Below are 12,931 nucleotides of genomic sequence, written 5' to 3' on the forward strand. Positions count from 1 at the left end.
TCACCTCATAGAGTTACGGCAAATCCTATGCCCGCCCCGCCCCGGTGGAAAGGGAGGGGGGCGGCCATCCGCGAAGCTCCGCCGGTTTGCCGCATCAGCGGCGGGTGCGGGTCACTTTGCGTTTGATCTTGTCCTTCTTGCGCTTGGCCTTCACGGCCTTGCCGCGCGGCTTGCTACGACCCGCCGGGTTGCGGCGGCCCCCACCTCCGCCTTGCTTGACCTTTTGGTCTTCGATCTCAAGCAATTCCAGCGCGATGCCCCCGGTCACGGGGACCGCCTCGGCCAGCCGCACGGTGACACGCTGGCCAATGCCGATCATCATGCCGGTGTCCGAGCCCATCAGCGTCTGCGCCTCGGCGTCGTGGTGGAAATACTCCCGCCCGAGCGAGCGCATCGGCACCAGACCGTCCGCGCCCGTCTCGTCCAACTTCACAAAGGCACCAAAACGCGCGATGCCGCTGATCCGCCCGGTGAACTCATTGCCGACACGCTCCGACAGGAAAGCCGCGAGGTAGCGGTCGGTCGTGTCACGCTCAGCCACCATCGAGCGCCGCTCGGTGTCGGAGATATGCGCGCCGGTCTGCTCCAGCCCCTCAATCTCTTCGGGCGTCAGCCCATCCTTGCCCCAGCCATGCGCCGTGATCAGCGCGCGGTGCACGATGAGGTCAGCATAGCGGCGGATGGGCGAGGTGAAATGCGCGTAGGAGCGCAGGGCAAGGCCGAAGTGCCCGATATGCGCCGGGCCATAATAGGCCTGCGTCATCGAGCGTAGGGTGCTGAGATTGATCAGCTCCGCGTCATTGGTCCCCGCCGCCTGATCCAGCAGGCGGTTCAGATGCGCGGTTTGCAGCACCTGCCCCTTGGCCAGCGTGAAACCCGCCGCCTGTGCGGTTTCACGCAGGGATTCGAGCTTCTCTGGCGAGGGTTCCTCGTGGATGCGGAACAGCAGCGGGGTTTTCTTTTTGATCAGCGTCTCGGCAGCGGCGACATTGGCCAAGACCATGAACTCTTCGATCAGCCGATGCGCGTCGAGCCGCTCGCGGAAGTTCACCGACTTCACCTTGCCATCCTCGCCCAATTCGATGCGGCGTTCGGGCAGGTCCAACTCCAGCGGCTGCCGCTCGGCGCGGGCGGTCTTCAGCGCGTCATAGGCGGCGTAAAGCGGCTTCAACACCGGCTCCAACAGCGGGCCGGTGCGGTCGTTCGGGTTGCCGTCGATGGCGTCCTGCACCTCTTCGTAATGCAACGACGCGGGCGAGCGCATCAAGCCACGGTGGAACGTATGGCCGATCTTGTTGCCCTTGGCATCCAGCACCATGCGCACGGCGATACAGGCACGCGGCACGCCCTCGTGCAGAGAGCAGAGGTCACCCGAAAGCCGGTCCGGCAGCATCGGCACCACGCGGTCAGGGAAATAGGTGGAGTTGCCGCGCTTGCGCGCCTCGCGGTCCAACGCCGAGCCCGGCGTCACATAGGCGGCCACATCGGCAATGGCGACCCAAACGACATGGCCACCCTCGTTCTTGGGGTCGTCGTCGGCATGGGCATAGCAGGCGTCATCATGGTCCCGCGCATCGGAGGGGTCGATGGTGACCAACGGCAGGTCGCGCAGGTCTTCGCGACCCTTGAGGCCTTGTGGTTTGGCCGCATCGGCCTGTGCGATCACATCGTCGGGGAATTCGTCCGGAATGCCATGCTGGTGGATCGCGATGAGCGAGACCGCGCGCGGCTCGGACGGGTCGCCCAGCCGCTCGACGATGCGTGCGCGGGGCGATCCCATACGTGCCTTCGGTCCGGCCTGCTCGGCCTCGACCAGTTCACCGTCTTTCGCGCCATGTGTATGGTCGGCACCGACGCGCCATTCGCGGTCCGTGCCCTTGTCGATCGGGACGATCCGCCCGCCTTCGGCCGCTTTGCGGAAGATGCCCAACACCTTGCGCGGGTTGGAGCCGATGCGGCGAATGAGCCGGGCCTCATAGTGGTGATCTTCACCTTTCACCAACGTCAGCCGGGCCAGAATGCGGTCACCTTCGCCAAGCGCCGGGTCACTCTCGCGCGGGATCAGCAGAACGATGGGTTCTTTCCCCTCGCCATGCCACTCCATCGGCTTGGCAAAAAGATCGCCATCGCTGTCCGGCCCCGTGACCAGCAAGACCGAGACCGGCGGCAGGCGGTCAGGGTCCTGATAGCTGCGCTTGCGCTTTTCCAGATGGCCCTCGGCCTCCAGCTCTTTCAGCACGCGCTTCAGGTCGATCCGGGCCGCGCCCTTGATGCCAAAGGCTTTGGCGATGTCGCGCTTGGCGGTCAGCGTTGGGTTCTGTTCGATCCAGTCGAGGATCTCGGATTTGCTGGGTATCTTGCTCATACCTCAGCAGGTAGCACGCAGCCCCCCTGTCGTCATGGCAAATCGTGAATTTCGTCCACGTCGCGCAGGGTAGAGACTTCGGCGATGCGGTAGCCCGGCAGGGTCGCGCGGCTGTCAGCCAGCGCATGGGGGCCGGACCAGCGCACCCCGTCAAACAGGCTGGACGGCGCGCGGCGGGGGTGTTTCAGCCCCACGAGCCAATAGCCGCCATCGGGCGCCGGGCCAAACACCGCGTCATGGTTGCCAAGCGCATCGAATGCCCGCCCCAGTTCCTTGCGGTTGATGCCCGGAATATCCGCCCCGATCACACAGGCCGGTCCCGGCGCGCTGCGCAGCATCCGCGCCATACGGTCACCGAGGTTGCCGCGCCCTTGCGGCCAGCGTGGCAGATGCGCGGGCCAGACGCGGCTTTGCAGCCCTTCCACGTCCGGGGCCACGGCCAGCACCACCTGCCAACGCGGATCTTCGATCCGACGCAACAGGCGGCGGGTCTGATCGCGAAACCACCAAGCCGCGCCGACCATGCCGATGTCGCGGCCCAGACGGGTTTTCACCCGACCAGGGCGCGGCTCTTTCACCATGACAATGAGCGTTGGTTTCACGTGAAATAATTCCGCAACACGCGCCCGTAGATGGATTTGAGCTGTTCGATATGTTCGACCCGCACATGCTCATCAACTTGGTGCATGGACTGGCCCACCAGACCGAACTCCACCACCGGGCAATGCGCCTTGACGAAACGCGCGTCCGAAGTGCCGCCGGTGGTGGAAAGCTCGGGCTGCACGCCCGTCTCAGCCTCAACCGCGCCCGCGACCAGATCGGACAGGGCGCCCGGCGGGGTGATGAAACTCTCGCCGGAGATCTTGATCTCTACATCCACTTGCAGGCCGAATTCCTCGGCGATCTTATCCGCCTCGCCCCGCAGCCAGTCGCTGAGGCTCGCGCCCGAATGGTGGTCATTAAACCGGATGTTGACCGCGCCGCGGCATTGCGCCGGGATCACATTGGTTGCCTTATTGCCGGTGTCAACGGTCACCACGGCCAGCGTCGAAGGGTCAAAGTGATCGCTGCCCTGATCCAACTCATGGCTGGCCAAACGATCCATCAACCGCACCATCGCGGGCAGCGGGTTGTTGGCGCGGTGCGGATAGGCCGCATGGCCCTGTTTGCCCGTCACCTTGAAATGCGCGTTCATCGAGCCGCGCCGCCCGATCTTGATCATGTCGCCCATGCGCTCGGGGCAAGTCGGCTCCCCCACAAGGCAGACATCCATCCGCTCGCCGTTCTCCGTCATGTAGTCCAAAAGAGCCGTGGTCCCGTCGAGGGCATCGCCCTCTTCATCCCCGGTGATCGCCAGCACGATGGAGCCGTCGGGCGGCGTGTCCTTCACGAAATCCACCGCTGCCGCGACGAAAGCCGCCACGCCCGATTTCATATCCGTGGTGCCGCGGCCATACATGATGCCGTCCTTGATCTCGGCCCCGAAGGGGGGCATCGACCAATCCGCCTCATCCCCGATGGGCACGACATCGGTATGGCCGTTGAAGCCGAAGGACTTGGTGTTGCCCTTGTTGCCCCAGCGGGCAAAGAGGTTGCAGATGCCGCCCCGGTCGACGCGCGTACAGTCGAAACCCGCCGCGTCCAACACCTCTTCGAGCACTTCCAACGCCCCATCGTTCGCAGGGGTGACAGAGGCGCAGCGCACCAGTTTCGCGGTGAGATCAACAGGGTCGAGACCGGACATATCGGCTCCTTTTCAGGGGTTATCGCTTGTCCGGTAACTTGTGTGGGCAAATCGCGCCAATGCCAAGGGGGCGCATTGCAATTCCCCGTGTGGGGCGCGGGTCAGTCGTAAAACGGGGTCATTTGCGCGACGATGACCGAGTTTTCTTCCAAAGCGCGCTGCATCAGGGCGCGTTCCTCGGCGTCGATCTCCTGACCTTCGGCCTCGCGCTCTTCCAGCGTGCCGTAACCGGTCACGTCAAGCGGGTTGGTATCGGCCTGTTTGAGGATCGCCACCGTCTCGCGCACAGCTTCGGCCTCATCAATGCCAGAGGCGAAACACATCAGCGCAGCACCGGTGGCCTTGTCGGGCAGACCGTCACCGTCCTTGCGGCCGATCTGAACCAAAAGGGTAAAGACCTGCTGGCGCGAAGGTTTCTTGGTTTTCTTGGGTTCAGACATGATAAGGGCCGCCGATTGCTTTCGGCAGCCCTAACCTTTTCACTTGGATTTGGAAAGGGGCCGCGCCCCTGCCCTTAAGTCTTGCCGCGGACCATCCGCGTGACCCAGATCAGCAAGCAGGCACCGATGACGCCCACCACCAACTGACCGAACCAACCGCCCAGCGTGCTGCCGACGATCAGCATCAAGAGCCAGTTCGCGACCAAGGCACCCAGAATGCCGAGGATGATGTTCATGATCAGACCCATGTCCGATTTCATGATCTTTTCCGCGATCCAGCCCGCAAGGCCACCCACGATGATTGCGGCAAACCAACCGATACCCGTCATGTCGTTAATCTCCTTTGAATTCAGGTCTCAACGCCATGACGGGGTATTTTGTTCCGTTCAGTCGCGCAGCAGCTCGTTGATCGAGGTTTTGGAGCGGGTCTTGGCATCCACCCGCTTGACGATCACGGCACAGTAGAGGTTCACGTTGTTCTTCGACGGCATGGTGCCCGCCACAACGACCGAACCTGCGGGCACTTCGCCATACATGATCTCACCGGTCTCGCGGTCGACGATCTTGGTCGACTTTCCGATGAAGACGCCCATGCCCAGCACCGAGCCTTCGCGCACGATGCAGCCTTCGACAACTTCTGACCGTGCGCCGATGAAGCAATTGTCTTCGATGATGGTGGGGCCCGCCTGCATCGGCTCCAACACGCCGCCAATGCCGACGCCGCCCGAGAGGTGCACGTTCTTGCCGATCTGCGCGCAGGAGCCGACGGTGGCCCATGTATCAACCATGGTGCCAGTGTCGACATAGGCGCCGATGTTCACGAAAGACGGCATCAGCACCACGCCGGGCGCGATATAGGCCGAGCGGCGCACGACGCAGTTCGGCACGGCGCGGAAGCCGGCCTCTTTCCACTCGGCGTCGCCCCAGCCTTTGAACTTGCTATCGACCTTGTCCCACCAGCCAGCGCCCTGCGGGCCGCCTTCTTGATGTTCCATGTCCTTGATGCGGAAGCCCAGCAGCACGGCCTTCTTGGCCCACTGATTGACGTGCCACTGACCGTCGTCCTGCTTTTCCGCCACGCGCAGTTTGCCGCTGTCGAGCGCGTTCAGCGTGTCTTCGATAGCGTCGCGGGTCTCTCCGGTGGTGGCGGATGTGATCTGATCACGGGTATCCCAAGCGGCTTCGATGGCGGTTTCAAGTTGGGCGTTGGACATGGGGCAAGTCTCCGAATGATGAAAAGGCCTTTTGAGGGCTATAGCCTTGCACTGCCTAGGGTGCAATTGCCGGGCGATGAGGGGCGTGGTCATTCGCCGAACAACAGGGCATCTTGACCTAAGCGGCCATCGCGCCACCTGAGCCAAGCCCCAGACCAAGGAAAGACCCGAGGATGACCGACGAACACCGCCACCCCCTGCGCCGCGCCAATGTGGACCGCGCCAAAGCCCAAGACGCCCCCGACACGCCGCAAACCCGCGCGCCTGCCTATCGTCTGGCCTTTACCGACGATGACTTCATGTGCCGCGATGAGCTGCGCCCGGTGCGTCTGCAACTGGAGCTCCTCAAGCCCGAGCTGCTGCTGGACGCCCACGGCATCCAATCGACCATCGTGCTCTTTGGCGGCGCGCGCATTCCCGAACCGGCCGAGAAACACACCGCCCGGACCAAGACACTGGCCGATCTGTCGCGTTTTTATGACGAGACGCGCACCTTTGCTCGGCTGATGACCGAAAAGTCGATGGAAAGCGGCGGCACCGAGAATGTCATCGTCACCGGCGGCGGGCCGGGTGTGATGGAGGCAGGCAACCGCGGCGCGCTCGACGCGGGCGGCCATTCCATCGGCCTCAACATCGTGCTGCCGTTCGAGCAGGCGCCCAACGAATATGTCACGCCGGAGCTATGCTTCAACTTCCACTACTTCGCGATCCGCAAGATGCACTTCCTAATGCGCGCCCGCGCGATCTGCGTCTTCCCCGGTGGTTTCGGCACGATGGACGAACTCTTTGAGGCGCTGACGCTGATCCAAACGGGCCGCATGAACCGGGTGCCATTCTTGCTGTTTGGCCGTGAGTTCTGGGAAAAGATCATCAACTGGGACGCGCTGGCCGATGCGGGCACGATCTCAGCCGAAGACCTCGACCTGTTCCGCTTTGTCGAAAGCGCGGATGAGGCGATGGAGGTGATCGAGAATTGGGAGACCGCCCCCGCTCGCGAACATGTGCCGGGCCGCGAAGAGGTCGAAGATCACGGCTAAGCCGCCTTGGCCCGCCCCCGCCCCGTCACCGGGTGAAGGTCTGGCCCAAGGCCGCTTCGGCCCCTTGGACGATATCGCGCAGGATATCGGCGGCAGGGCTGATCGTACCGATCAGCCCTGCGACCTCTCCGACAAAGGCGTTGGCGGTGCGGGCATCCCCCGCTGCCACCGCCGCCTGCCAGCGCGGCAGCTCCTGCGCCAGCGCGGCGCGCAGCCCGTCGGGGTCTTTATGCCAGCGGTCGGTGAAATCGTTGCGCAAGACACGGCCCGTGTAGCGTTTGGGCCAATCATAGCCGCGCATGATGTCGGTCACGGTGCTGCGCAGCGTGTCATCACCGCTGGCCTTGAGCGCGGCCTCTCGCATCGCGGGGTGCACCAGCGCCTCTTCCGAGGCCCAGAAGCGCGAGCCGACGACCACACCGTCGGCCCCCAGCACTAGCGCCGCCGCCAACCCGCGCCCATCCGCCACGCCGCCTGCGGCGCAGAGCAGCACCTCGGGCGCATGGCGGGCGATGTGATCCGCGACTTCGGGGACGAGGGTAAAGGTCGCGCGTTTCTCGCCGTGGCCGCCAGCCTCGGCCCCTTGGGCGACGATGATCTCGGCCCCCAGATCAATCGCATGGGCGGCGTCGCGCAGGGTTTGCACCTGACAGATCAACGGCACCTTTGCCGCGCGGATCGCGGGGAGAAACTCTGCCGGGTCGCCGAAGGAAAGAAAGATCGCCGCCGGATCACGGTCGAGCGCTTGTTCCAGCGCCTGCGGATGCTCGCGCAGCTTCCAAGTGATGAAACCGCAGCCGACCGATTGGTTACCCGCCACATCCATCTGCTCGGCGATCCAATCGCCAGCATCATAAGCCCCGCCGATCATCCCCAAACCACCCGCGCCTGAGACCACCGCCGCGAGCCGCCCGCCTGCGGCGAAGGCCATCGGCGCTTGGATAATCGGGTGGTCGATCCCCAGCCGTTTGGTCAGCCGCGTGATCAGCATCGCCTACCGCCCCGCCAGAATGGCATCAGCGACCTTTTCGGCGATCATCACCGTCGGCGACGCCGTGTTGCCCGAGACGATCTTGGGCATGATCGACGCGTCCACCACCCGCAGACCGCCTAAGCCATGCACCCGCAGATCGCTATCGACCACCGCCATCGGATCGCTGCCCATCTTGCAGGTGCCGACGGGGTGGAAAATCGTCGTGGCGATGTCGCGCGCCTTGTCGAGCAGGTCTTCGTCGCTCTGCACGGCGGGGCCGGGCAGGATTTCCTCGGGCGCATAGGGGTGCAGCGCCTTGGCCGTCATGATGTGACGCGCCTGTTTCATCGCCGTGACCGCCACGCGCTTGTCATTCTCGGCAGAAAGATAGTTCAGCCGGATATCGGGCTGCACCGCGCTGTCGCGGCTGGTGAGATGGCAACTGCCGATGCTTTCAGGCCGCAGGTTACAGACCGAGACGGTGATCGCCGGGAAAGGGTGCAGCGGATCCCCCAGCTTGTCGGTCGACAGGGGCTGCACGTGATACTCCAGATCCGGCGTCTCAAGCGCGGGGTCGGACTTGGTGAACATGCCGAACTGGCTGGGCGCCATCGCCAAGGGACCACTGCGGCGCAGGAGGTATTCCAGCCCCATCCGGCCCTTGCCCCAGATCGAATGGGTCATCGTGTTGAGCGTTTTGGTGTTCTGCACCTTATAGACAGTGCGGATTTGCAAATGGTCCTGAAGGTTCTCCCCAACGCCGGGCAGATCGTGCAGCGTGTTGATCCCCATGCCGCTCAAAAGGTCACCCTGCCCGATCCCCGACAGCTCAAGGATCTTGGGCGAATTGATCGCCCCCGCCGAAAGCAACACTTCGCCCTCGGCCTCGGCGCGCATCGCGCGGCCCTTATGGGTGAAACGCACGCCGGTCACACGCTTGCCGTCCAAGACCAACCCATCGGTATGCGCATGGGTGATCACCCGCAGGTTGGGGCGCTTCATCGCAGGGCGCAGGAAACCGCGCGCCGTGTTCCAACGCACGCCGCCCTTCTGGTTCACCTCGAAAAAGCCCGAACCTTCGTTGTCGCCATCGTTGAAATCGGCCCGCGGCTCGATCCCGAACTCACGCGCGCCGTCTTGCACGGCCTCCAGAATGTCCCACCGCAGGCGCTGCTTGCTGACCTTCCACTCGCCCCCCGCGCGGTGCATCTCGCTGCCGCCCGCATGGTGATCCTCGGATTTCAGGAAATAGGGCAGCACGTCATCCCAGCTCCACCCGGCATTGCCCAGTTGCCGCCAATGGTCATAGTCCGCCGCCTGCCCGCGCATGTAAATCATGCCGTTCACCGAAGAGCAGCCGCCCAGCACCTTGCCCCGCGGATAGGCCAAAGAGCGCCCGTTCAACCCCGCCTCGGGCGCGGTTTTCATCATCCAATCCGTGCGCGGATTGCCGATACAGTAAAGATACCCCACCGGCACCTTTACCCAGTGATAGTTGTCATCCCCCCCGGCTTCGAGCAGCAGAACCCGATTGGCCGGATCGGCGCTGAGACGGTTGGCCAAGACACAGCCCGCGGTGCCCGCACCGACAATGATATAGTCATAGCGGCCCTCTAGCTGCGTCTCGTCGTTCATGCTGCTCTCTCCCGATATTCTGTCCCGCCTCCCCGGCCCGTCATTGGTAGAGCGCGCGGTGACGGGTCACAATCCCTGCCGTAAATCGCCCGGCCTCCCGCGGCTTTTGCCGCAAAGCCACATTCACCGCGCTTTGCATGCGAGGCGAATCCGTTTGTTGATTTTTTCGACCCATGAGTGAATATGACCGGATTGGACATACCCCTCCCGCGATGCGCGACGTTCATTTCGGGGAAAGATTTTGCCGCCAATTGGTGGCCAGAAACAAAGGCTTGAACTGGTGCGGCGACCCGAATTCATACTCTTTCTCGGATGCCTTGCCATCACCTTTGGGGTGTTCCTCTACAGCAGTCGCAGCAATGATGCCGCCGCCGACCGGGCCTTTGATCGCATCGCCGAGGAAAGCCTGCAAAGCCTTGATGCGCGGATGCATACCTATCTGCAAAGTCTCAATGGCATCGCCGCCTTCATGAACGCCTCGGACGAGGTGACGGCCAGCGACTTCGCGCATTACGTCGATACGCTGGAGATCGACAGCTTCCTGCCCGGCATCAACGGCATCGGCTTTGTTGCCCCCGTCGCCAGAGGCACCGAAGAGGCGTTCATCGAAAAGGTCACCGCCCTGGGAATCGAGGATTTCCGCATTCACCCCGACACCGGCAATGCCGAGAAGATGGTGATCCAGTATATCTACCCCCAAGGGCCGAATGCAGAGGCCGTGGGCCTTGATATCAGCTTTAACGAAGACCGCCGCCGCGCCGCCCTGCGCGCCCGTGAGACGCGAGAGCCGAAGCTGACGCCGCGCATCCTGCTGGTGCAGGACAAGACCCGCCAGCCCGGCTTCCTGCTGCTGCGCCCGGTCTTTGCCGCCGACAACAGCCCGGCGCAGGAAACCGCCGGTTTCATCGGTTGGGTCTATGCGCCTTTTGTGGGGGCGAACCTGTTGTCCGGGCTGACCCCGGCTCAGGGAGAGTCCTATGACATCCAAGTCTACGATGGGCTGACCACGGCCCCCGAAAGCCGGATCTTCGACAGCACGCCCGAAGGCATCGCCACCGGCCACCACAGCATCACCCAGACCATCGAACGCTTTGGCCGCCCTTGGACCGTTGTCCATGTCAGCACCGCCAGCTTTGACCGCGCCACCCATAGCGCGGTGCCGGAAATCCTGCTGGTCTCTGGCATCCTTCTGGCGATCCTGTTCTTCGTGGCCTTCCGCAGCCTGCGCCAGCGCAGCGCCGCACTGAGCGAGCTTGCCGTGCTGCGCGAACGCCAGATCGACGCCCATGAAGAGGAAAACCGCGCCGTTATCGAGAACGCGGTGACGCCCATCTTCTTGCTCGACAGCAATGACCGGGTGCTCTTCGCCAACCAAGCGGCGCTGGTCTGCTTTGGCTATGGGCATGAGGCGCTCAAGGGGATGGAGTTCGGCGAACTCGTCACCGATCTTGTTGAGGATCACGACCACGAACAGGTCAACGCGGCGGGCAAGACCTGCTTTGGCCAAGACCTCAAGCTTGATCTGCAACGCAACAATTGGACCACCCACACCGGCGAACGGCGGGTGACCGCAATCGTGCGTGACCTGACCTCGGAACTGGCGGTGCAGGATGAGCTGGCGCGGAACAAGGCTCTCTATGACCTCGCCCTCGAAGGCGCGCAGATCGGGGTTTTCGACATCGACCTGCGCACCGGCAAATCCGAGGTGTCCGACACATGGCGGCGCATTCTGGGAATGGCGGATTTCGAGCGGCTGCCCGACCCGCAGGGGGAATTCCTCAAACGCGTTCACCCCGATGACCTGCCTCTACTGACCCAGACTGATCAGGCCTGCATCTCGGGGCAGCAACAACGTTCCGTCACCGAATACCGGCTGAAGATCGGCACCGGTGAGTGGCGTTGGATGCGCTCTGACGCGGTGGTGACCGAACGCGATGAAAACGGCACCGCCCTGCGGATGGTCGGCACCCAAACCGATGTGACCGACATCGTCCACGCCCGCAACGCGCTTGAAACCAGCGAGCGGCGGTTTCGCCAAGTGCTGGCCGCGGCCCCGGTGGGCATGGCGATCTTGGGCGAAGGCGGCGTGTTCAACAGCGTCAACAGCGCGCTTTGCACCCTTTGCGGCTATAGCGAAGAAGAGCTTTTGTCGAACACCAAACTGGGCGATCTGATGCCCGAGGGCGATCTGCAAAAGCTCTACGGTGAGGTGCGCGGGCTGGTCGATTCCCACAGTTCGCAAAACTATCAGGCCGAATACCGCATCACCCACAAGCTGGGCTATGAACGCTGGGGCCTGTTCAACGTCTCTTGGACCTACGACAAGAACGCCCGCGGCTATGTCTTTATCGTTCAGATCAACGACATTACCGACCAAAAGAAGCTGGAACATATCAAGAGCGAGTTCGTCTCGACCGTCAGCCATGAGCTGCGCACGCCGCTGACCTCGATCAAAGGCGCTTTGGGGTTGATCGACACCACGGACAACAGCCGCTTCCTCCCCGCGCATATCCGGCTGATCGACATTGCCCGCAGCAATGCCGACCGCCTGTCGCATATCGTGAACGATATCCTCGACCTCGAGAAGATTTCATCGGGCGAAGTGCAGTTCGACTTCCATGATGTCGATCTGAACAAGGTAATCACCGACTCGGTCAACGAAATGTCGCCCTTTGCGATCACCCATAACAACACCCTGGGCCTGCAACTGCCCGACAAGCCGCTGACGGTTCGGGTGGATGAAAGCCGCACCCGGCAGGTGCTGGCCAATCTAATCTCGAACGCCTGCAAATACTCCGATGCCGAGAGCGAGGTGCAAATCCGCGCCGAGCGGCTGGGGGACCGGGCCATCGTCTTTATCCAGAACACCGGCCCCGGCGTGCCGGAGAACTTCCGCCCGCGCATCTTTCAGGCCTTCTCGCAGGCTGATGGCTCCGACACACGCGCCAAGGGCGGCACCGGGCTGGGGCTCAACATCACGCGGCAGATCATCAAACGCCAAGGCGGCACCATCGGGTTTGAAAGCATCCCCAACGGCGTCACCGTCTTTTGGTTCACCTGCCCCATTGCCGAGGCGCAGACCGCGCAAACGCCCGCCACACCCGACGCGGAAGCAGAGGAGCGGGACACCAAGCTGCGCGTGCTGCATATCGAAGACGACATCGACTTCGCCGAGGTGATCCGCACCGGGTTGGACAGCGTGGCAGAGGTGACCAATGTCACCAACCTTGCCCAAGCGCGGCAGATGATCGGCCAGGATGAACTCGACGTCGTGATCCTTGATTGGTCCCTGCCCGACGGCGATGCACGTTCTTTGTTGGAAGACATCACCCGCCTGCATCCCGCGGCCAAAATCATCAGCCTTTCCGCGGACAGCAACCGCGAACCCGACCCCCGCGTGGGGATCAACCTTGTCAAATCACGGAGCGGGATCAGCTCGGTGGTCAACTCAATTACGGGGACAACCGCCCGCGCCTCTTAACCGGCGCATTATAAACCGTGGCATTTCAGCGGAGTGACGCTA

The 12,931-nt window shown here is 63.2% G+C and carries 10 protein-coding genes; 2 read left to right on the forward strand and 8 right to left on the reverse strand.

Features of this window, described 5'->3' with window-relative positions; genetic code table 11:
* Nucleotides 1-94 precede the first annotated feature (94 nt).
* The 6 genes from rnr to dapD all read right to left on the reverse strand — a co-directional run bounded on the left by rnr (nt 95) and on the right by dapD (nt 5,763).
* Nucleotides 95-2,365 carry a ribonuclease R gene (gene rnr / locus ACGYK2_RS09560; RefSeq protein ID WP_271688512.1) on the reverse strand — a complete coding sequence of 757 codons (2,271 nt, stop codon included), beginning with the start codon at nt 2,363-2,365 and terminating at the stop codon, nt 95-97.
* A gap of 32 nt (nt 2,366-2,397) precedes the next feature.
* The gene (locus tag ACGYK2_RS09565; protein WP_271688514.1) at nt 2,398-2,967 is read right to left on the reverse strand and encodes a TIGR04282 family arsenosugar biosynthesis glycosyltransferase; all 570 of its coding nucleotides are present in this window, start codon (nt 2,965-2,967) and stop codon (nt 2,398-2,400) included.
* Nucleotides 2,964-4,109 carry a succinyl-diaminopimelate desuccinylase gene (gene dapE / locus ACGYK2_RS09570; RefSeq protein ID WP_271688516.1) on the reverse strand — a complete coding sequence of 382 codons (1,146 nt, stop codon included), beginning with the start codon at nt 4,107-4,109 and terminating at the stop codon, nt 2,964-2,966. The genes ACGYK2_RS09565 and dapE overlap by 4 nt, the downstream gene beginning before the upstream one ends.
* A 101-nt stretch (nt 4,110-4,210) precedes the next feature.
* Nucleotides 4,211-4,549: a hypothetical protein gene (locus ACGYK2_RS09575; protein ID WP_067261079.1), complete on the reverse strand. Its 339-nt coding sequence runs from the start codon at nt 4,547-4,549 to the stop codon at nt 4,211-4,213.
* 74 nt (nt 4,550-4,623) lie between these two features.
* Nucleotides 4,624-4,878 carry a GlsB/YeaQ/YmgE family stress response membrane protein gene (locus tag ACGYK2_RS09580; protein WP_067261077.1) on the reverse strand — a complete coding sequence of 85 codons (255 nt, stop codon included), beginning with the start codon at nt 4,876-4,878 and terminating at the stop codon, nt 4,624-4,626.
* A 57-nt stretch (nt 4,879-4,935) separates the two neighbouring features.
* Nucleotides 4,936-5,763, reverse strand: coding sequence for a 2,3,4,5-tetrahydropyridine-2,6-dicarboxylate N-succinyltransferase (gene dapD, locus ACGYK2_RS09585; RefSeq protein WP_271688518.1), 828 nt, complete (start codon nt 5,761-5,763; stop codon nt 4,936-4,938).
* A gap of 173 nt (nt 5,764-5,936) precedes the next feature.
* Here dapD and ACGYK2_RS09590 point away from each other — a divergent pair, with 173 nt between their 5' ends.
* Nucleotides 5,937-6,800 (forward strand): LOG family protein, encoded by an 864-nt coding sequence (locus tag ACGYK2_RS09590; protein WP_271688521.1) that lies wholly within the window; start codon nt 5,937-5,939, stop codon nt 6,798-6,800.
* Between the two features lie 25 nt (nt 6,801-6,825).
* Here ACGYK2_RS09590 and ACGYK2_RS09595 read toward each other — a convergent pair whose 3' ends face one another.
* Nucleotides 6,826-7,791, reverse strand: coding sequence for a nitronate monooxygenase family protein (locus tag ACGYK2_RS09595; protein WP_271688523.1), 966 nt, complete (start codon nt 7,789-7,791; stop codon nt 6,826-6,828).
* A gap of 3 nt (nt 7,792-7,794) precedes the next feature.
* A complete protein-coding gene (locus ACGYK2_RS09600; protein WP_271688524.1) occupies nt 7,795-9,408 on the reverse strand; it encodes a GMC family oxidoreductase in 1,614 nt (537 codons plus the stop codon).
* 280 nt (nt 9,409-9,688) lie between these two features.
* Here ACGYK2_RS09600 and ACGYK2_RS09605 point away from each other — a divergent pair, with 280 nt between their 5' ends.
* Nucleotides 9,689-12,889, forward strand: a complete 3,201-nt coding sequence (locus tag ACGYK2_RS09605) for a CHASE domain-containing protein (protein ID WP_276154342.1) — start codon at nt 9,689-9,691, stop codon at nt 12,887-12,889.
* The last annotated feature ends 42 nt before the right edge of the window (nt 12,890-12,931 follow it).

The sequence above is a fragment of the Sulfitobacter sp. 1A10359 genome (assembly GCF_043558145.1).
GTDB lineage: Bacteria > Pseudomonadota > Alphaproteobacteria > Rhodobacterales > Rhodobacteraceae > Sulfitobacter > Sulfitobacter faviae.